Below are 19,672 nucleotides of genomic sequence, written 5' to 3' on the forward strand. Positions count from 1 at the left end.
CTCATGAGAGCAGCGAGAGGTACATTGCCAGCAGCGGGGCACCGCCCAGTATCAAGACCCAGCCCGCCAGGGCAAGGAACGGTCCGAATGGCATGGGCATGCCGCGTAGATCGGGCATGAGACGCTGCAGGACGATGCCGACGACGGCACCGGCTCCTGCCGAAATGATCAGCAGCAGCGGTAGCGCTTCCCAGCCAAGCCAGGCGCCAAGCGCGGCCAGCAGCTTGAAATCGCCGTAGCCCATCCCCTCCTTGCCGGTGATCAGCTTGAAAAGCCAGTAGAAGGACCATAGCACGCCATATCCCAGCATCGCACCGATCACCGCGCTGGGTAGCATCAATGGCTGGAACAGCAGTTGATAGAGCAGTCCCGCCCACAGCAGCGGCAGAGTGATGGTATCCGGCAGCAGCTGAGTACGAAAATCGATGGCGGCTAGGCTCAGTAAGGCCAGACAGGCGCCGATCGAAAACAGGCTGGCGGTGGTAAAGCCATGAATCGCCAGCACGGCAAGGGTCAATGCCATTGCTGCAAGCTCGACGAGTGGATACTGCAAGCTGATTCGGCCAGCGCAGTGCGCGCATCTCCCCCGTCGCTTGAGATAGCCCAGCAGTGGAATGTTGTCATGCCAGGCAATGGGGGCTTCGCAGCGTGGGCACTGTGAGGGGGGCACCAGTAGATTGAAGGAGGGCGCTTGCTCAAGAACAAGCGGCTCATTCACCTCATTCGCCAAGGCTTCGCGGGCCTCCTGGCGCCACCCCACCATCAACATGACCGGCAGTCGAGCGATCACCACATTGAGAAAGCTGCCCAGGCATAGCCCCAGCATGGCGGCCAGTATCCATAACAGGGCGGGTGAAAGGTCAAGCAAGCGACACTCCTGTCATCGTTCAGATAACTGCTACGACTCATGATCCGTATTTTTACGGCTTACGGAATTCGCCACGATCGGGCTCATATCACGGTACCCAGCTCGAAGATCGGCAGATACATGGAGACCACCAGCCCGCCGACCAGCATCCCAAGCACTACGATGATGAAGGGCTCGAGCAGCGAGGTAAGGGCATCCACCTTGTTGTCGACCTCCTCCTCGTAATAATCCGCAACGCGATTGAGCATCGCATCCAGGGAGCCCGCTTCCTCGCCAATCCTTACCATCTGCACCGCCAGTGCCGGGAATCGCTCGCTCAGGCGCATGGCGAAGAACAGCTGCTGGCCTGTCGCGACATCGTCTCGCACCTGGAGCACGGCACGCTCATAGACCTTGTTGCCGCTGGCGCCAGCGGCGGTCTCGAGTGATTCCACCAGCGACACGCCGGCGCCGAACGTCGTGGCAAGTGTTCGTGAATAGCGCGCCACCGATGACTTGTCGAGGATGTTGCCGATCACCGGCAGCTTCAGTGCCAGGGCGTGCATGCGATAGGCAAAGGTCTCGGAGCGCATCATGCCCTGTCGGGTCAGCATCATGCCGGCAATCATTGCCACCAGCGCCATCAGCCAGTACTGCTGCGCAAATGCGGAGAAAGCAATGGTCATGCGTGTCATGGCGGGCAACTCGGCACCGAAGCCGTGGAACAGGCTCTCGAACTGCGGGACTACTTTGACCAGCAGCAGTGCCGTCACCCCGATACCGACGCCGATTACCGCCACTGGATAGTAGAGGGCTTTCTTGACTCGCCCCTTGAGCGTCTCGATCTTCTCTTTATAGGTCGCGACCCGGTCGAGCATGCGCTCGAGCGAACCGGACTGCTCGCCGGCTTCGACCATGTTGACGAACAGCCGATCGAAGTGCTGAGGATAACGGCGCATTGCCTGCGAGAGGCTGGTACCGGAGCTTACATCATCCATCAGCGATTGGACCAGTGTGCGCATCACCGGCTTCCTGAGGCTCTCCGCCACCACCTCGAAGGCTTGCAGCATTGGTACACCTGCGCGAATCATGGTCGCCATCTGTCGAGCGAACAGCATGATGTCGCGGGGCTGGATCTTGCCACCGCCCGCGAACCAGGCACTCTTGCGGCGTATACGCTTGACCAGGATATGCTGCCCGGCAAGCTCGCGTTCCACCTCATGCCTGTAGCTGGCGACGACCTCGCCTTTTACCACTCGTCCATTAGGCCCCTTACCCGACCACTGCCAGCGATGCAGCTTGATCTCGCTCGGTGCCTTTGCCGTTCTGCTAACCATCTGTCTTTCTCCCTGCGTGGGCGATCTATAGCCGTCCATGCTTTTTTATGTGAACCTAATCTTTGATGATGCGATTGACCTCCTCGAGGCTGGTAATCCCCTGCATCACCTTCAGCAGGCCACTGCGCCGCAAGTCCGGATAGCCCTCGCGACGCGCCTGCTCGTCAAGCTCGATGGCGTTACCCTGCCGCATGATCAGCTGACTGATGGCATCGCTGATCGGCACCACTTCATAGATGCCCACGCGTCCCTTGTAGCCCAGCGTACATTGGCGGCAACCCACCGGTTGATAGAGGGTCGCTACACTGATATCGGCCTCGGTGAAGCCCTGCTTTAGCAAGGTTTCTTGCGGTATCTCGGCAGGTTGCCGGCAGTGGGGGCAGAGCTTGCGAGCCAGGCGCTGGGCGATGATCAGCGAAACCGAGCTTGCGATGTTGAAGGGGGCCACGCCCATGTTGGCCAGCCGCGTCAGGGTTTCCGAGGCGGAGTTGGTGTGTACGGTGGAGAGTACCAGATGGCCCGTCTGCGACGCCTTGACGGCGATCTCCGCAGTCTCCAGGTCGCGAATCTCACCGACCATCACCACGTCCGGGTCCTGGCGCAGGAAAGCACGCAGGGCGCTAGCGAAATCCAGACCGATACGGGGCTGCACGTTGACCTGGTTGACCCCCGGCACCTTCAGCTCCACCGGATCCTCGGCAGTCGAGATGTTGCGCTCGATGGTATTGAGGATATTGATACCGGTATAGAGCGTCACCGTCTTGCCGCTGCCGGTCGGGCCGGTGACCAGAATCATCCCCTGTGGCTCGGCCAACGCCTGTTCATAGATGGCGCGCTGTTCGGGCGCGAAGCCCAATGCATCGATCCCGAGCCGTGCCGATGCTGGATCGAGTATCCGCAGTACCAGCTTCTCCCCATAAACAGTAGGCAGCGAGTTGACGCGAAAGTCGATGGAGCGCTGCTTGGAGAGGCGCAGCTTGATCGAGCCATCCTGCGGCAGGCGACGCTCGGAAATGTCGAGCCGTGCCATTACCTTCAATCGTGCCGCGATACGCGTGCGCATGCCAAACGGGGGGCGGGCGGCTTCGAGCAGGATGCCGTCGACTCTCAGGCGAATGCGGTAACTGGTCTCGTAGGGTTCGAAGTGGATGTCCGAAGCACCACGCCTGATGGCATCGAACAAAATCTTGTTGACGAAGCGCACCACCGGTGCGTCGTCGCTCCCCGAGGTAATCTCGGTATCCGCCTCGGGGTCGTATTCATCGTAGGCAAGATCTTCCAGCGCCTCATCGGCGCCCTCGAGATCATTAAGCATGCTGCGCTGGTCGGCATGAGAAAGATAGTTCTCGAGCGCCGGGGCGAGCTGATCCACCGGAGCCAGCACCGCTTCGATGCTCTTGCCGGTGGCGAACTGCAGCTCATCGAGCATCACCAGCTTGGCGGGGTAGGGCACCGCCACTGTAAGGTGGTGCTGCCCCAGGTAGAGCGGCATCACGCCCAGCTTGCGCAGCAGCGCTTCGGGGAGGGCCGTTGCCTGGGGCAGTGAGTCCAGCTTCAAGGCATCCAGGTCGATCAATGGGATGCCATACTCCCAGGAAGCGGCCATCGCCGCCTGGCGCGGTGTGACCAGACCGCTTTCGATCAGGTGCTCCATCAACGAGATGTCTGCCTCGCGAGCTTCCCGCTCGGCACGGGCCACGGCGGCAGGCGAGAGGAGGCCGTCTGCCACCAGGCGGCGTGCCAGTCCGCTAAGCCCGGAAGCGGAGGCATCCTTAGGGGGGGAGGCAGAATCCGGCATGAGTTATCCCTGCTGCGTTTGGCTCAGTCTAGCGCTTTGCAGGGGGTAAATGCACCGACCAAGCCGAGAAAATTGCTCGCCTTTTCGCATGAGAGAGCATGCTCTTGTGCACGATTCTTTCAGCCAGGGCTAAAGTGCCGCCATCGCCCGCCGATAGACGAATCATGAGGATGCCTCTTACGGAGAGGTTAGAGTAGCGATATTTTTCGCTCATGCTATTGCCTCGGAAGAAAGTGAAACTTATTGTTACGCAGTGTAGTTCTATAGTGCCGTTTTGCTCATGCCTGGGGCGACGGTGATAGCGCTCTGCCTCGATGGCAAGCGGTAACGCAGGCAATTAAGGCAAGGCGCGTCAAGCCGCCGGGCCGTAAAACGAAGCGTCGATACGCAAGGGGAAGACGAATGAAGCAACAACGGCAGGCGGGCCTGGGCATGCGCAAGCAGGGCGGCTTTACACTGATCGAGCTGATGATCGTGGTGGCGATCATCGGGATACTGGCGGCAATCGCGATTCCGCAGTATCAGAATTATGTGGCAAGAGCGCAATTTGCAGAGGCACATTCACTACTGAGTGGAGCCCGGTCGTCAGTACAGGAAAGAATAGATCAAGGGATGTCTATGGAAGAAGTTACCCTTGGAGACCTAGGCATAAGTATCCAGGGAAGCTATGGTGCAATAAATAATAAGTCTAATAATTCATTAACTTATCAATTTGGAGTTGGGGCATCAGCAAGCCCTAGTTTGATAACTGCTGGAGAAAATACTGTTACTTATACTTATAGCCAAACAGACGGAACATGGGGCTGGGCATGTACCACTACAGTTCCTCAACAGTTTGCAAGTAATTGTGAGGAGGCCGAGGCAGACACAGCTGGGGGTACTCCTTAAAGTTATGCCTTTATGATGTAGGCCGGCTCTGCCGGCCTTATTATTTAACTCATCACGAATTTAATATAAAGCCTGCTCCTCACTCACCACTTCCTTCAACAACTCCAGAAACAGCCGATCCGCCTCGGAGTGCTCCGCCGGGTCTTCCGGAATATGCACACTGGTGGAGTCGGAAATCTCGTTGGCAATACGGGCCATGCTGGCCTTGTCGCCCTCCTGCAGGTGCTTGCGGGCGATCTCCACTGAACGCTCAAGAATCGCCGGGTCTTGCAACACCTTCTTGATGAAACCGCGTAGCTCGTTGATGACGCGGGTTTTCTGAATCTCGGATGAAGCCATGATCGCGTTCCTGTGCACGTGAGTTACATTGCCTGAACGATAGCACAGCTAGGCGTTGCAAACAGCGCTGCGCTGTATCGGACGGCGCACGATTCACTGGACCAGACATGAGCTTTGCATACGATGAAAGTCGACCTGTGAGCATCATAGATGTGAACTGAAGATAGCCAGCCTGGCCGGCTGGCTATCTTCATTACATTGAAGAGATGAGACATTACTGCTCTTTGCCATTCCACGAATGTCCTCACGCCATGGCATAGCACTCTTCGGCACAACGCTGGCAGGCCTCGGCGCACGCCTGGCAGTGATCGGCGTCGTGCTTGGCGCACTCATCAGCGCACGCCTTGCAGATATTGGCGCAGATGCTGCAGATCTCACGGGCATATTCGCTACCCTGTGCCATGAACGAGGCGGCGAGTCGGCAAATCTGCGCGCACTGTCGATCCAGGCGGATGCACTCTGCCATCATCTGAACGTCATCCTCTCCCAGGCAGGCGGTAGCGCACGACTCGCAGTAAGCGGCGCACACATTGCACGCTTCTATGCAGGATTTGAACTTCTCCAGTTCCATGTCGCTTTCTCCTAGTGCTGTGGCTCATCCATGGGCGCCATCGGCGGCCCACACCGCGATCAAGGTTTACAACTGAAGGGTAGATGCTTATGGCTGATCGACAAGGATCGTCTGGGTAATGGCCATAAATAGGTGTGCCACGGCCATGAACGCTGGTTCAGTAGAAAATGCTTGGATAGCATGTTGCGTATGGTTACAATTTATTTTCTTGACGTTACTGCCTTTTCATCGCCGCTTACAGGGATTGTGCGCGACCCCAGGAGCGATACCAGACCATGTACATCAAACGTAATCATCAAGGTCAGATCGAGATGGCGAGCCGCACCGCCACCTCTGACTGCTGCGAGTTGATCGCGCCAGGCTCCCCTGAACTTGCCGACTTTATCGGGCGTAGCGATGCTGCGAAGTCAGATGAACTCGAAGCCTCCGATCTCGAGTTCGTTCGTGTGCTTGATGACGTGATCGAACTGTTGCTGGCCAAAGGGACCATTGGCTATGCCGAGTTGCCCCACGCGGCACGTAGTAAGCTGACGGCGCGTCAATATCTGCGTAGTCGATCCAAGAGCGTGGCGTTGCTCGAAAATGACCGCTAGATTCCTGCTGTAGCGCTGGTTCCAGCCTCTCAAGCCCTCTGTTTCAGTCTTTCAATCTTCTGCTCCCGTCTCTCAGGCGCTGTGCAAGCGCTGTGACTTCAGGCCCTGATGCCAGGGCCTTCCGGTTTGCCGCCTCTTGCATCTCAAGCCGTGCCTGCTCACCCCGACTCCCGTCAATCAGAAAAAAAGTGCGTTGTACATATAGTAAATTATAGTTACCTTGAATTACATTATGGCAACATAACCTGGCTAAGGCCAGTGCCGCCCCATACCAATGTCGTAAGCGGGGCCGTACTGGTGCAACCGGATGACAACAGCGCGCAGCAGCCGACGAGCTTGGTCGCTTCATTACGCAGGGAGAGCCCCTTTCATGAAACCGTCTCGTGCACTTGCCTTACGTACTTGCACACTTCCCGCCAATTTTGCCTCATTGGCTACCGCTCCACGCATGACCATGACCATGACCGGCCTGGCGCTGCTTGTCGCTGGTTTGGCTAGCATGCCTGCCATGGCGCAGGGGGTGATGGTCTCCAGTGGTAGCAGCGATCTGCGGAGCGTGGTTCAGCGAGCGGTATCGACCAACCCCGAAGTGCAGGCCGCCTACAATGGGTTTCGCGCCTCGATGAACGAGGTCGACATGGCGCGTGGTGCCTATCTGCCGAGCATCGATGTCACGGCGGGGGTCGGGCGCGAGGATCGCCAGGGCGATGGCCGGGGCAGCTTCAATTCCGACTTCGCCGAGCTGTCGCTGAATCAGATGATCTATGACGGCTTCGCCACTCGCAACGATGTCCAGCGTCTGGATCGTGCCAAGCTGGTGCGCTACTACGAGCTGCTCGGCGCCAGTGAGGAGGTCGCCCTCGAATCGGCGCGCGCCTATCAAGATGTTCGTCGCTATCGGGAGCTGGTAGCGCTGGCCAGGGACAACTACGCCGCACACCTTCAGGTATACAACCAGATCGAGGAGCGCGTCGGGTCGGGCGCTGGCCGCCGTGTCGATCTGGAACAGATCAGCGGACGCCTGGCGCTGGCCGAGTCGAACCTGTTGACCGAGGCTGCCAACCTGCATGACGTCAGCTCACGCTTCCAGCGCCTGGTCGGCGAATTGCCCGCCGAGACGCTGGCCGCACCGCCCACCCTCGAGGCGGAGCTGCCGGCATCGGTGAGCGAGGCGGTACGCATGGCCTACGAGGGGAATCCCAACTTCCATGCAGCGATCGAGAATATCGAAGCGGCCCAGGCCGAGCGGCAGGGGACTCGCGCGGGCTTTCATCCGCGCATCGAGTTCCGCGCGCGTACCGGCACCAACAACCAGAGCGATTTCACCGGTCGCCGGGACCAGAGCATCGCCGAGGTGGTCGCCAGCGTGAACCTCTATCGCGGTGGGCGAGACATGGCATCGTTCCGGCGAGCAAGCGATCTGGTGGAGCAGGCGGTCGATCTGCGCGACAAGGAGTGCGTGGATCTGCGACAGACCACCCAGATCGCCTACAACGATACGCAGCGTCTGCGTGAACAGATGCAGTATCTCAATGAGCATCGCCAATCCATCGACCGGGTGCGTGGTGCCTATCAACAGCAGTTCGATATCGGCCAGCGCACACTGCTCGATGTGCTCGACAGCGAGAACGAGTATTTCGATGCGAGTCGCGCCTACATCAATGCCCAGTACGACATGACGGTGGCCGATGCTCGCACGCTGGCGGCCATGGGGCGTTTGATGTCGGCACTTGGGGTGATGAACCAGGATGCGCCGACACTCGCCGAGCTCTCGAACGACGGTGTGACCATCGATCCCGACATCATCTGCCCTGCGCAAGCCCCTACCAGCTTCACGCTGGAGGAGCTGACACGTGGCCTGGGAGTGCCCGGGCAGACGCGTGCCCCTGACATGACGATGAGTGCCGACGCGCTGTTTGCCATCAACAGCGCGGAGCTGAGTACGCCGGCGCGCAGTGAGCTCGATGCCCTGGCCGACAGTATTCAGGCCCGCAATGACCTGCGCCGGGTGTTCATTGCCGGGCATGCCGATACCACCGGCAACGATGCGATCAACGATCCGCTCTCCGAGGCGCGTGCGCGCAGCGTGGCACAGTATCTCGCTTCCCGTGGGGCCCCCGCCGAGCTGTTCGAAATGCGGGGCCATGGATCACGCAACCCGGTGGCGAGCAACGATACGGTGGAAGGGCGGCGTGCCAACCGTCGTGTGGAGGTCACGCTTGAGGTGCATGGCGAGAACCTGGACATGACGGGCACACCGCTGCAGGGACGTCAGTTTAGCGTTCACTAATGGATAGCGACGATTCACGTCAAGGGAATGTTGCCATGCCAGTCGCCGCCAGCAGGTGTTGATGTGACCAGCGATGCCAAGTACGCCAAGGAAGCGCAGTATCAGCCACCGCCGCAGTATCAGCCACCGCCGCAGGATGATCTGCTGGAGTGTCTGAGAGTCGTTGCTCGGGCCCACGATCAGGAGATGTCTCGCGATGCGCTAGTCGCCGGGTTGCCGCTGGAAGAAGGGCGCTTGACCCCTAGCGTCTTCCTGCGCGCGGCGTCGCGAGCCGGGCTAGCGGCGAGACACGCACGTGTACGCCTGGTGCAGCTCAACGCGGCGCTGCTGCCGGTCGTGGTGCTGCTCGAGCCGGGAAGGGCCTGCGTGCTTGCCTCGCTCGACATCAGGAGCCGCACGGCGCAGGTGATCTTTCCCGAGCTCGGCGAGGCGGCCATCGAGATCGGTCTCGATGTACTGCAGGCCCGCTTCAGCGGCCGGGTGATCTACGCACGCCCCAAGTTCCGCTTCGATGCACGGGGCGCAGAAGTTGACAAGCAGACTACTCACCACTGGTTCTGGGGGGTGATTCGCGAGAACCGCAAGCTTTATCGCGACGTGATCGTAGGCTCGGTGATGATCAACCTGTTTGCCATCGCCATGCCGCTGTTCGTGATGAACGTCTACGACCGCGTGGTGCCCAATCAGGCCACCGAGACGCTGTGGGTGCTGGCGGTGGGCATCTTCGTGGTGCTTTGCTTCGACCTGGCGCTGCGCCTGATGCGTAACGCTTTCGTCGACCTGGCCGCTAGTCGCGCCGACGTCAAGCTCTCCTCGTCGATCATGCAGCGAGTGCTGGGCATGCGCCTGGAGGGGCGGCCGGCCTCCACCGGCTCGTTTTCCGCCACGCTGCACTCCTTCGAATCGGTGCGCGCCTTCATCGGCTCGGCAACGGTGGTCGGGCTGGTGGACCTGCCCTTCGTCGTGCTGTTCGTGGCGATCATCGCGATGATCGGCGTGCCGCTGGCGCTGCCCATCGTGGTGGGAATCGTCTTCGTACTGCTCTACGCGCTGGGGGCACAGCGCAAGTTGCATGAGCTCTCCGAGACTACCTGGCGGGTCGGTGCGCAGCGCAACGCCACCCTGGTGGAGTCCCTGGCCAACCTGGAGACGGTCAAGACGCTGCGCGCCGAGAGTCGTCTTCAGTCGGTATGGGAGAAGAGCACGGCGTTTTTGTCACGCACTTCGGCGCAGCTACGCCTGATCAGTTCGTCGGTGTCGAGCGTGGCGCTATGGGCGCAGCATAGCGTGGCGGTGGCGGTGATCATCATCGGTGTCTACCTGATCATCGAGGGCGACTTGAGCCAGGGTGGCCTCATCGCCGCCTATCTGCTCTCCTCGCGCGCCATGGGGCCGGTCAGCCAGGCGGCCGCACTGTTGGCCCAGTACCACCAATCGTCGACGGCGCTCGGCGCGCTCAATGGCGTGATGGAGAGGCCGGTGGAGCGCCCCGAGGGCAAGGCCTTCGTCGGCCGCCCGGTGGTGCGTGGCGAACTCGAGTTCAATCGACTCACCCTGCGCTATCCCGACCAGGAGCGCGATGCCATCCGCGACATCACGCTCAAGATCGAGCCTGGTGAGAAGGTCGCGCTGCTGGGGCGGGTGGGGTCCGGCAAGTCGACACTCAACAAGTTGATGCTGGGGCTCTATCAGCCGACAAGCGGTGCAGTGCTGCTCGATGGCGTGGATATTCGCCAGTTCGATCCCATCGAACTGCGCCGCCATGTCGGCTACGTACCCCAGGATGTCGGCCTGTTCTACGGGTCACTGCGCGAGAACGTCGTCGCCGGCGGCGGCAGCGATGCGATAGAGGATGAGGCGCTGCTCCAGGCGCTGGAGATCAGTGGGCTTGGCGAACTGATCAACACTCACCCCCAAGGCGTCGATCTGGCGGTGGGGGAACGTGGCCAGATGCTGTCGGGTGGCCAGCGCCAGAGCGTGGCGATTGCCCGGGCGCTGGTACACGACCCGCAGATCCTGTTGCTCGACGAGCCCAGCAGCGCCATGGACCATGCCAGCGAGGAGGCGTTCAAGAGGCGTCTGGGCGAATATGCCGAGGCCAAGACAATGGTCATCGTTACCCATCGCACGTCGCTGCTGTCGCTGGTCGATCGCATCGTGGTGATCGATGCCGGCAAGGTGGTCGCCGATGGTCCCAAGGAGAGGGTGGTGGAAGCGCTGCGCAGTGGGCAGATCGGGAGGGCCAGCTGATGGAGCAGTCAAGCCCGAAGAGTGCCGAACAGCAGGGCTTCGAGGCCATCGGCAGGCTCTCGGAAGGGGGCGGCAAGCCCTTTCGTCCCTTGTTCGACCGATTGTTCGCCCGGCGGGTCTCGTCGGCACATCTCAATCGCGACTGGGCAAGCGATGCCGACTGGGCACGCATGCAGCAGGAGCCGATGCGCGCCCGTGGCTTCCTCTATACGGTATTGCTGGCGCTGGTGGCGCTGGTTACCTGGGCCTATTTCGCCAATATCGACGAGGTGACCCGGGGTACGGGACGCATCATCCCCTCCACCCAGTTGCAGAAGGTGCAGTCCTTCGATGGCGGGGTGGTCCAAGAAATCCTGGTACGCGAGGGGCAGATGGTCGAGGCGGGCGAGCTGCTGATGCGCATCGATCCGACCCGCTTCGTATCGAGCTTCCGCGAGAACCGTGCACGCGCGCTATCGCTGCAGGCGCGCATCGCTCGCCTGCAGGCGCTGCTCATGGATTCGCCCTTCGCCCCCTCCGATGAGCTGCTTGCCGAGGCGCCGGAGATCGTCAGCCATGAGCATGACATCTACGACAGCCGTCGCTCGGAGTTACGTGAGGTCGAGAGCATGGCGCGGGACCGGTTGCGTCAGCGCCAGGAGGAGCTGAACGAGGCGCAGTCGCGGCTCAGCACCGCCTCTCGGGAGTTCAGCATGGCGAGCCAGGAGCTCAACCTGACTCGGCCGCTGCTCAGCTCCGGCGCGGTATCGGAAGTGGAGGTACTGAGGCTTGAGCGCGAAGTGTCACGTGCCAGTGGCGATCGCAGCCAGGCCGGCTCCCAGGTGGCACGCCTGCAGGCCGCAGTCGAGGAGGCCGAGGCGCAGTTGCGGGAAGTCACGCTCGAGCGCCGTGGCGAGTGGCGCGACGCGCTGTCCGATGCGCTTGGCGAACTTTCGGCGCTCGATGAATCGAGTACCGGGCTGCAGGATCGTGTACGGCTGGCCGAGGTGAGGGCGCCGGTCGCGGGGGTGGTGCAGCGGCTCTACATCACCACCCTGGGGGGCGTGGCCCAGCCGGGCCAGGATGTGGTCGAGATCGTGCCGAGTGATGACCAGATGCTGGTGGAGGCGCGCATCGCGCCTCAGGACATCGCCTTCCTGCGCCCCGGGCAACCGGCGACCATCAAGCTGACCGCCTACGACTTTGCTATCTATGGCGGCATGCAGGCGGAGCTCGACCATATCAGCGCCGATACCATCACCGACGACAACGACAATACCTTCTATCTGGTGCGGGTGCGTACGCTCGAGGACGGCTTTGCCGAGCAGCAGGAGCTGGCGATCATTCCCGGCATGACCGCACAGGTGGACATCATGACGGGCAAGCGCACGGTGATGGAGTACCTGCTCAAGCCGATACTGCGTGGCACCAGCAATGCACTGACCGAGCGCTGAAACGCCATGAAACGACATATCTTCGTGACACAGAGTGAGCAGCAGAGTCCGCGCTGGAGAGAGGCCTTTCCCCACCTGCGTCAGTGTCGCACACCGCAGGTATGTCGCCTTGTGCAGGCGGGCGATCATGTGTGGCTCATGGAGCAGGTGGAGGAGTGGCCGACACTGGTCCGCAGCCTAGTGAGACAGGGGGCGGTGGTGGTGGTGCTCTCCTATTCGCCGACATCGGGAGTGGCGCTCAAGGCGCTGGAGGCAGGCGCGCGCGGCTATGCCCATGCGCTTTCCCCGGCAGCGCTGCTGCAGCAGATTGCACTGGTCACCGAACACCAGGGTATCTGGGTCGGGCCGGAGCTTCTGGCCCAAGTGGTGGGCACGTCCTTCAGGGCGCTGGGGGGTGTGGCGCAGGTGCGTGACGATGTGCTGAGTGTGCTGACCGAGCGCGAGCGCAGCGTGGCGCTGCATGTGGCTTCGGGCAAGAGCAACAAGGAGGTCGCGCGCACGCTCGAGATCACCGAACGCACCGTCAAGGCGCATCTGGGGTCCATCTTTCGCAAGCTGAACGTGCGCGATCGCATGCAGCTGATTCTAATGATCTCGCGGCGTGCCGAATCGGCTATCGAGATCGATTCATGACACTCCCTACCTGTCCATCGGTACCATATTCTTTCTGCACGTCTCTCCTTAGGCTGTGTTGCATCTACAAGACACGCTCCGCTTGCGCATTCGCGGGCAGGGTTAACGCAGAGGCTCTCCCATCATGGCAATAGCAACCGTTGTTTCGATCACTGGCCAGGCCTGGGCACGCGATGCCGAAGGTATCTTTCGTGAGTTGAGGGTGGGTGACAGCCTGAGAGAGGGAGAGACGCTGGTCACGTCGGATCAGGGAAGCATTCGGCTCGATTTCCATGATGGTCTCGCCCCCATCGCCATCGGCGCTGGCCAGGAAGTCGTCATGACGCCGGAGCTCGATGCCCGCGTGGCGGTGGAGAGCGCCGATGCCAGTGCACTGGATGTCGACCTTGAGGCCCTGCTGGCGGCGATCGACGACGATGATGGCGATCTTCTCGAACTGCTCGACCCGACGGCGGCAGGCGGCGCAGCCGGTGGCGGTGACGAGGGTGGTCACAGCTTCGTGCGTCTGGCCCGCATCAGCGAGGGGGTCGATCCGCTGGCATACGAATTCGGCTCGCCACAGGGGGATGAGCTGATTACTTCTCGAGGTGAGCCTGCGCCAGCAGATGAAGCCGAGGAGGAGGATGGCGAACTTCCGGAAGAACCGGAAGAACCGGAAGAACCGGAAGAACCGGAAGAACCGGAAGAACCGGAAGAAGGGGCCGGCGCCGACGATGACCACATCGAAATCCATGAATTCGCGTTCTACCTGTTCCACTTGTCGTCTCCTTATATTTAAGCGCTACGGACTGGGCTCAGGCAGCGGTGACAAGCCGCTCGCTGACATACTCAAGGTGATAATCGGTATCGCCCAGGTAGTGATCGAACATCACCAGACGCTTGGCATAGTGCGAGACGTAGCACTCCTCGGTCATGCCCATGCCGCCGTGCAGCTGAATGGCTTGCTCGGCAACGAAGCGTGCAGCCTCACCACAGTAGGCCTTGGCTGCGGCAATGCGGTAGTCTCGCTCGGCTGCTGGGCGCTCGAGGCTGGTGGCGGCAAGAATCGCCATGGAACGGGCCTGTTCCAGATGCAGGTGCATCTCCACCATACGATGTTGAAGGCTCTGGAACGTCGAGAGGGGGGCGCCGAACTGCTTGCGTTCCTTGAGATACTCCAACGTTTGGTCGCAGGCGACTTCCATTGCGCCGATGGCTTCGGCACATAGGGCGGCGCGTCCCGTGGCAAGGGTAGCGTCGAGTGCTTCGGCGGCATCCTGGCTCAAGCAGGCATCTGTCTTGAGGATAATGCCGGAGAGATTCAGGTCGCTGGCGGGTTGGTCATCAATGGTGAAATAGTCACGGCGTGTCAGGCCGGGGGTATCGGCGGGCACCATGAATAGACCCAGCGTGTCGTTTTCGAGCTGGGCGGTCACCAGAGTGGCGCTAGCCGCCGATGCGTTGAGCACCAGTTGCTTGCTACCCTCGATGCGCCATCCTGCTTCGTGCCTTGTGGCCTTGCTGGCGATGCCGTGAGCATCGTAACGTGAGCTCGCTTCCTGCCAGGCCAGGGCCAGCTGATGCTCACCTTCAAGTAGCGGCACCAACCACTGAGCTTGCTGCTCAGTATGGCCGAGTCGGGCGAGCAGGTCGCCGGGCAGCACCAGGCCAGCCAGATAGGGCTCTGGAACCAGGCCGCGGCCTAGGGCCTTCATGATGATCATCAGATCAATACCGCTACCACCGAGCCCTCCGACCTCTTCGGCAAAAGGCATGTGCAGTAGGCCAAGTTCGGCGAATGTCTTCCAGAGCAGTGAGGGCCTGTTCGATGGGGCGTCCAGCAGGATGCGGCGCTGACCTGGCGATACCTGTTCGGTGACCAGGCGCTCGAGGGTCTCGGCGAGCATGCGCTGCTCGTCGCTGAAGGAAAAGTCCATGTGAACTCCTTACATGCCGAGAATCGTCTTGGCGACGATGCTCTTTTGAATCTCATTTGAACCGCCATAAATGGACAGCTTGCGACGGTTGAAGTATTGGGGTGCCCCTGCGGCGCTTACGGCAAGTACAGGATCGTCAAGCTCGGTATCACCGTAGAGAAACTCCGGCAAGAAGGGCAGTGCTGCCGGGCCGAGCGCACGGCGTGTCAGTTCACTGAGTTCCTGGCGAAGCTCCGAGCCTCGCACCTTGAGCAGCGAGCTTTCGGCACCAGGCATGCCTCCGTCACGCGCGGCGGCGATGACCCGTAGGTTGGTGACTTCAAGTGCCATGAGTTCTAGCTCGGCACGAATCACGCGTTGACGAAAGCTGGCGAGCTCAAGCAGCGGGCGGCCACGATGCTGCACGCATGACGCCAGTTGCTTGAGATGGCGCAGTGCTTGCTTGGCATGCCCCAAGCCAGCGATGCCGGTACGCTCATGGGTGAGCAGGAATTTGGCGCAGGTCCAGCCCTGGCCCTCGTCGCCGATACGGTTGGCGACAGGTACACGAACCTCGTCGAGAAAGACCTCGTTGACCTCGTGGGCTCCGTCCAGCGTGATGATGGGACGCACGGTAATGCCGGGGCTTGCCATGTCGATCAGCAGGAAGCTGATGCCGGCCTGCTTCTTGGCCTCGGGGTCGGTGCGCACCAGGCAGAACATCATATTGGCGTACTGGCCGAGGGTGGTCCAAGTCTTCTGACCGGTGACGACATAATGATCGCCATCGCGCACCGCTCGGGTTTTGAGGCTGGCGAGGTCGGAGCCGGCACCGGGTTCCGAATAGCCCTGGCACCACCAGTCCTGATTGTTGAGAATGCGCGGCAAGTAATAGTACTGCTGAGCCTCACTGCCGAATTTAATGATCACCGGCGCCACCATGTTGACGCCGAATGGCACAATCGTGGGAGCATGAGCAGCAGCACACTCCTCATCGAAGATATGCCGCTCCACTGGCCCCCAGCCTGGGCCGCCGTGGGTTTCGGGCCAGTTGACGGCGAGCCAGCCCCGCGCGCTGAGAATATTTTGCCAGCGGATATGATCGTCGGCCGTGAGCCGCCGACCGAGCCTGACACGCTCTCGGATCTCGTTGGGAAGAGAGGTGGCAAGAAAATCACGTACCTGCTGACGAAACGCCTGCTCATCGGCGCTAAAGGACAAGTTCATGAAGACGTCTCCGACGGAGAGGAGTCGAGTCTCTCGGCGTGGCGGTAGGGCCCCCCGAGGTGGCGAGGGTAGCCCAGCGCCTCGATGGCCAGCAGATCGATGTCGCTGGTACGGTAGCAATAGCCTTGATCGGCAATCGAACGGCTGGCGATCTGCATGGCCTCAAGCGACCGTTCTTTGGGCGCGTTGTCGGCGGCTTGATGGAGTAACGCCAGAATGCTGGCATCACGGCTGACCACCACAGGCTGACGTAGCGCTTTCAGCACATTGGCAATTGATTGTTGCTGGGTTGGTGATGCGTTGAGCGCCACCAGTTCGATATAGGCACCGTCATCGACGACCAGCGCAAGCTGAGCAGGCGCTTCGTTCAGCGTAAGGTCATCAGTGGCTGAATGCAGGGAGATACTAAGACAATCAAATGGATCGCAGGAATTTGCAACGTTGTCCTGGCCCTGTGCAATCAGGCAGGCCTGAGTGGTCGTGTCGGGGGTAGAGCCAAGCGTGATGCCAGCACGCTCGGCATGGTCTCGTAGGCGTCCGAAAAGGGGGTGGTCGCCTATCAATGCAAGTGTCGTCACGCGTGGCACATCACCGACCTCTGGCACCTTGTGTGGTGCGCGGCCGGCGAAGAATGCGTGAATGAGTCCGGCACGCTGGGGAGAGTCCATGCAGGCCAGAAACAGCTCTCGCTCACGCCGCAAGCCCTCGGTCAGGGAGCTACCGCCACTGGCGGCCACTGCCTCTATGCAGCGAAACGGCGAAAACAGTTCAGGGGCTTCGATCTCGAGCTTGCTGCTATAGCGATCGAGTGCCTCAATATCTTTCATTGGCGGGGGAAGCTTCCCGGTCACTCGGGGGCTGAGCTGACCTTTGATCATTCTGCGGGCTGAACTGAGTCCGGCCTCAAGAGGGGAGCCCTGCTCGGCAATGGCATCGATGATACCCAGTGATACTGCCTCCTCTGTCGCCACGAAGCGTCCGCTGGTGATCATGTCTAAGGCATGCTCCATGCCGACGAGTCGAGGCAGCCGCTGGGTACCCCCAGCACCCGGTAACAAGCCTAGCTTGACTTCCGGTAGACCCACCTTCGTGCCAGGCATGGCCACACGGTAGTGACATCCTAGTGCCACCTCAAATCCTCCCCCCAGCGCAGTGCCATGTAGTGCTGCAATGATGGGTTTGCTGCTGGCCTCCAGTCGGGAGATCACCTCAGGAAGAAACGGCGCCTGGGGGGGCTTGCCGAACTCGCGTATATCAGCGCCGGCAATGAAGGTACGCCCTTCGGCGAGCAGCACCAGCACCGTTACTGTCTTGTCATTCAGACCTTGTTCCAGCGCCTCGAGCAGCCCGCTACGCACGGCCTGGCCAAGCGCATTCACTGGTGGGTTGTCGATGCTGATCACGCCGATATCGGTATGGCGCTGGTAATGTACACATGTCGACATACGACAGGCTCCTGAATTAAGTGAATCGATAATCGCAGGGGAAGCGACATGTCAGCATATGCAGCCTCATGAGTCGCGAGCCGATGGAAGTTGTGCCGAATGCTGAGCCGAGGGGTGACGGCCCAGTCGGGCAATCACGATGGCCGGAAGCAACGCACCGAGTGAGATGCCCAGCAATTCGAGCTGGCTGAGCGGCATCATGCCCCCGCCAGGTAGTGCCAGGGTCAGGCCCGCGAACAGTACCAGCCCGCGTGAAACGATCTCCTGTAGAGTACCGGACCCCAAGCGGCCGACTCCTATCAAATAGCCCTGCATGGCCGAGGCGAATAGCACGATGCCTACCACTGCCTGTAGGAATACCAGAATGATTTGCAAGGGTTCGCCCTGCATGATCAAGGCCGGATTGAGGACGAACAGAAAGGGAATGAAGTAGATCACGCTGCCTAGACGCATGGCCTGCAGGCCGGTGGCCATGGGCCGCGCACCAGCCACCGTGGCGGCGGCGAAAGCACCCAGTGCAACGGGAGGTGTGATGAAACTCAGCATGCCCCAATAAAGGATGAACATGTGTACGGCCATGGGGTCGAGACCGCCGCCCTGGATCAGGGCAGGAGCCAGCGCAACCGCCAGGAAGATATAAGCGGCCGTCACGGTCATGCCTATACCCAGCACGAAACTGGTCAAGGCGCCCATCAGCAGTAGCAAGGGCACACTGCCACCAGCGATATTGATGAAGTCGTTGGCAATGGTTCCGGAAAGCCCTGTCATCGACAGGGCGCCGACCAGCATGCCGACACCAGCAAGAATGGCGATCAATTCAGCGAACAGCTTGGCTGCCGAAGAGAGGGTGTCACCAACGTCTTTCCAGCCCCAACGGTTGTGTTTCGAGAGCTGATTGAGCACCAGTAGCAGGGCAGTGGCATAGAAGGGGGCGACGGCTTCACGCTGCATGACCAGCAACATCCATACTAGAAGCGCGAAGACGAAGATGAAGTACCACCCCTCCTTGAGGGTCGCCCACAGCGAGGGCAGCTCAATGCTGGGCAATCCCTTGATGCCATGACGCGCAGCGTAGGCATCGATCTGGATGAACAAGCCCAGGAAGTAGAGGATCGAGGGGATCACTGCGGCCAGTGCCACTGCCGAGTAGGGCACGTCGAGGAACATCGCCATGACGAAGGCGGTGGCGCCCATTACCGGGGGCATCAATACCCCGCCGGTCGAGGCACACGCCTCTACGCCACCGGCAAAGGAGCGGCCCATGCCGATACGCCGCATGGCGGGGATTGAGAGTACCCCGGTGGTCAGCACATTACTGATCACACTGCCGCTCATCGAGCCCATCAGGCCGCTGGAAAAGATCGATACCTTGGCCGGGCCGCCGCGCACATGACCGAGCAGGGCGAAGGCCAGATTGATGAAGAATTTACCGCCGCCGCTCTTCTGCAGTACGACCCCGAACACCAGAAAACCAATCACCAGACCGGCAAAGGCTTGCAGAGGCACCCCCATGATGCTTTCGGTGCTCATGGTGTGATACATGGCGGTTTCTTCGAGCGAAGAGGGGAATGCCTGAATGGGACCGGGAACGATATCGGCGACCAGTGGATAAAGGGAAAACGTGGCGGCAATCACTGCAATGGGCCATCCCCCTGCACGTCGAGCCGCTTCGATGATAAGCAGCCAGTAGGCGTAGCTGGCCATGATCGCGGTATCGGGCGCGGCGAACGCCCAGCCTCTCTCTAGTATCGAGTCGGCGTTATAGACGAAATAGCCCCCAACGATCAGCGTGGCTGCACTCAATAGATAGTCATACCACGGCACTGGTCGATCTTGGACTGCCGAGCGTATCGGCCAGAGGAGATATACCAGCGGCAGCAATAACGCCACCACTGCATAGTAGAACTGCGTTTCCAGGCCGGTGACGAAGCGCAGCCAGCCGATATTGAAGAGATAGTCCAGCGTCATCAGCATCAGTGCAACAGTCACCGCACCCGGTATCCATTGCAGCGCCTTGGGCAGCGTGCGGACCTGGCTGATCTTTTCCTTGACCTGTTGCGAGCTGACGGAAGGAGTGACAGAAGTCATAAGGGCGTCCGTGATTCAGGGAAGGGCGGTATGCACCG

At 60.6% G+C, this 19,672-nt stretch carries 16 protein-coding genes; 7 read left to right on the top strand and 9 right to left on the bottom strand.

Features of this window, described 5'->3' with window-relative positions; translation table 11 throughout:
- Window position 1: 1 nt before the first annotated feature.
- The 3 genes from HJD22_RS06155 to pilB form a co-directional block, all read right to left on the bottom strand.
- Entirely contained in the window at window positions 2-826 is an 825-nt protein-coding gene (locus tag HJD22_RS06155; RefSeq protein ID WP_208656713.1) for an A24 family peptidase, read from the bottom strand.
- Window positions 827-951: 125 nt separating this feature from the next.
- Complete coding sequence (locus HJD22_RS06160; RefSeq protein WP_208653866.1) at window positions 952-2,184, bottom strand: type II secretion system F family protein; 1,233 nt, start codon at window positions 2,182-2,184, stop codon at window positions 952-954.
- Between the two features lie 55 nt (window positions 2,185-2,239).
- Complete coding sequence (pilB, locus tag HJD22_RS06165; RefSeq protein ID WP_208653867.1) at window positions 2,240-3,982, bottom strand: type IV-A pilus assembly ATPase PilB; 1,743 nt, start codon at window positions 3,980-3,982, stop codon at window positions 2,240-2,242.
- 432 nt (window positions 3,983-4,414) lie between these two features.
- Between pilB and HJD22_RS06170 the strand changes: the two genes are divergently transcribed.
- Complete coding sequence (locus HJD22_RS06170; RefSeq protein WP_208656714.1) at window positions 4,415-4,870, top strand: pilin; 456 nt, start codon at window positions 4,415-4,417, stop codon at window positions 4,868-4,870.
- A gap of 60 nt (window positions 4,871-4,930) precedes the next feature.
- Here the strand turns inward: HJD22_RS06170 and HJD22_RS06175 are convergent, their stop codons facing one another.
- Window positions 4,931-5,209: a hypothetical protein gene (locus HJD22_RS06175; RefSeq protein ID WP_208653868.1), complete on the bottom strand. Its 279-nt coding sequence runs from the start codon at window positions 5,207-5,209 to the stop codon at window positions 4,931-4,933.
- Window positions 5,210-5,453: 244 nt separating this feature from the next.
- A complete protein-coding gene (locus HJD22_RS06180; RefSeq protein WP_208653869.1) occupies window positions 5,454-5,780 on the bottom strand; it encodes a four-helix bundle copper-binding protein in 327 nt (108 codons plus the stop codon).
- Window positions 5,781-6,055: 275 nt separating this feature from the next.
- On the opposite strand from HJD22_RS06180, the gene HJD22_RS06185 reads away from it, so the two are divergent.
- The 6 genes from HJD22_RS06185 to HJD22_RS06210 all read left to right on the top strand — a co-directional run bounded on the left by HJD22_RS06185 (window position 6,056) and on the right by HJD22_RS06210 (window position 13,757).
- The gene (locus HJD22_RS06185; RefSeq protein WP_208653870.1) at window positions 6,056-6,373 is read left to right on the top strand and encodes a tryptophan synthase subunit beta like protein; all 318 of its coding nucleotides are present in this window, start codon (window positions 6,056-6,058) and stop codon (window positions 6,371-6,373) included.
- Between the two features lie 370 nt (window positions 6,374-6,743).
- Complete coding sequence (locus HJD22_RS06190) at window positions 6,744-8,663, top strand: TolC family outer membrane protein (RefSeq protein ID WP_248730126.1); 1,920 nt, start codon at window positions 6,744-6,746, stop codon at window positions 8,661-8,663.
- Between the two features lie 141 nt (window positions 8,664-8,804).
- Window positions 8,805-10,913 (top strand): type I secretion system permease/ATPase, encoded by a 2,109-nt coding sequence (locus tag HJD22_RS06195; protein WP_283101583.1) that lies wholly within the window; start codon window positions 8,805-8,807, stop codon window positions 10,911-10,913.
- Window positions 10,913-12,346 (top strand): HlyD family type I secretion periplasmic adaptor subunit, encoded by a 1,434-nt coding sequence (locus tag HJD22_RS06200; RefSeq protein ID WP_208653872.1) that lies wholly within the window; start codon window positions 10,913-10,915, stop codon window positions 12,344-12,346. The genes HJD22_RS06195 and HJD22_RS06200 overlap by 1 nt, the downstream gene beginning before the upstream one ends.
- A 6-nt stretch (window positions 12,347-12,352) precedes the next feature.
- Window positions 12,353-12,979 carry a response regulator transcription factor gene (locus HJD22_RS06205; RefSeq protein ID WP_208653873.1) on the top strand — a complete coding sequence of 209 codons (627 nt, stop codon included), beginning with the start codon at window positions 12,353-12,355 and terminating at the stop codon, window positions 12,977-12,979.
- 124 nt (window positions 12,980-13,103) lie between these two features.
- Window positions 13,104-13,757 carry a retention module-containing protein gene (locus HJD22_RS06210; RefSeq protein WP_208657040.1) on the top strand — a complete coding sequence of 218 codons (654 nt, stop codon included), beginning with the start codon at window positions 13,104-13,106 and terminating at the stop codon, window positions 13,755-13,757.
- A 16-nt stretch (window positions 13,758-13,773) separates the two neighbouring features.
- Here the strand turns inward: HJD22_RS06210 and HJD22_RS06215 are convergent, their stop codons facing one another.
- From HJD22_RS06215 to HJD22_RS06230, 4 genes are all read right to left on the bottom strand, one after another.
- Window positions 13,774-14,895 carry an acyl-CoA dehydrogenase family protein gene (locus HJD22_RS06215; protein ID WP_208655995.1) on the bottom strand — a complete coding sequence of 374 codons (1,122 nt, stop codon included), beginning with the start codon at window positions 14,893-14,895 and terminating at the stop codon, window positions 13,774-13,776.
- 9 nt (window positions 14,896-14,904) lie between these two features.
- Window positions 14,905-16,101, bottom strand: a complete 1,197-nt coding sequence (locus tag HJD22_RS06220; RefSeq protein ID WP_208655994.1) for an acyl-CoA dehydrogenase family protein — start codon at window positions 16,099-16,101, stop codon at window positions 14,905-14,907.
- Window positions 16,098-17,546 (bottom strand): enoyl-CoA hydratase/isomerase family protein, encoded by a 1,449-nt coding sequence (locus tag HJD22_RS06225; protein ID WP_208655992.1) that lies wholly within the window; start codon window positions 17,544-17,546, stop codon window positions 16,098-16,100. The genes HJD22_RS06220 and HJD22_RS06225 overlap by 4 nt, the downstream gene beginning before the upstream one ends.
- 66 nt (window positions 17,547-17,612) lie before the next feature.
- Window positions 17,613-19,634, bottom strand: coding sequence for a TRAP transporter fused permease subunit (locus tag HJD22_RS06230; RefSeq protein WP_208655990.1), 2,022 nt, complete (start codon window positions 19,632-19,634; stop codon window positions 17,613-17,615).
- Window positions 19,635-19,672 lie beyond the last annotated feature (38 nt).

Origin of the sequence: Halomonas sp. TA22 (assembly GCF_013009075.1) — a bacterium.
Lineage (GTDB): Bacteria > Pseudomonadota > Gammaproteobacteria > Pseudomonadales > Halomonadaceae > TA22.

Excerpts from the sequence above, each read along its gene's own strand:
- HJD22_RS06185 (WP_208653870.1), top strand. The coding sequence starts at position 6,056 with ATGTACATCAAACGTAATCATCAAGGTCAGATCGAGATGGCGAGCCGC.
- HJD22_RS06160 (WP_208653866.1), bottom strand. The coding sequence starts at position 2,184 with ATGGTTAGCAGAACGGCAAAGGCACCGAGCGAGATCAAGCTGCATCGC.
- HJD22_RS06230 (WP_208655990.1), bottom strand. The coding sequence starts at position 19,634 with ATGACTTCTGTCACTCCTTCCGTCAGCTCGCAACAGGTCAAGGAAAAG.
- HJD22_RS06215 (WP_208655995.1), bottom strand. The coding sequence starts at position 14,895 with ATGGACTTTTCCTTCAGCGACGAGCAGCGCATGCTCGCCGAGACCCTC.
- HJD22_RS06205 (WP_208653873.1), top strand. The coding sequence starts at position 12,353 with ATGAAACGACATATCTTCGTGACACAGAGTGAGCAGCAGAGTCCGCGC.
- HJD22_RS06220 (WP_208655994.1), bottom strand. The coding sequence starts at position 16,101 with ATGAACTTGTCCTTTAGCGCCGATGAGCAGGCGTTTCGTCAGCAGGTA.
- HJD22_RS06200 (WP_208653872.1), top strand. The coding sequence starts at position 10,913 with ATGGAGCAGTCAAGCCCGAAGAGTGCCGAACAGCAGGGCTTCGAGGCC.
- HJD22_RS06225 (WP_208655992.1), bottom strand. The coding sequence starts at position 17,546 with ATGTCGACATGTGTACATTACCAGCGCCATACCGATATCGGCGTGATC.
- HJD22_RS06180 (WP_208653869.1), bottom strand. The coding sequence starts at position 5,780 with ATGGAACTGGAGAAGTTCAAATCCTGCATAGAAGCGTGCAATGTGTGC.
- HJD22_RS06155 (WP_208656713.1), bottom strand. The coding sequence starts at position 826 with ATGCTGGGGCTATGCCTGGGCAGCTTTCTCAATGTGGTGATCGCTCGA.
- HJD22_RS06190 (WP_248730126.1), top strand. The coding sequence starts at position 6,744 with ATGAAACCGTCTCGTGCACTTGCCTTACGTACTTGCACACTTCCCGCC.
- HJD22_RS06175 (WP_208653868.1), bottom strand. The coding sequence starts at position 5,209 with ATGGCTTCATCCGAGATTCAGAAAACCCGCGTCATCAACGAGCTACGC.
- pilB (WP_208653867.1), bottom strand. The coding sequence starts at position 3,982 with ATGCCGGATTCTGCCTCCCCCCCTAAGGATGCCTCCGCTTCCGGGCTT.
- HJD22_RS06170 (WP_208656714.1), top strand. The coding sequence starts at position 4,415 with ATGCGCAAGCAGGGCGGCTTTACACTGATCGAGCTGATGATCGTGGTG.
- HJD22_RS06210 (WP_208657040.1), top strand. The coding sequence starts at position 13,104 with ATGGCAATAGCAACCGTTGTTTCGATCACTGGCCAGGCCTGGGCACGC.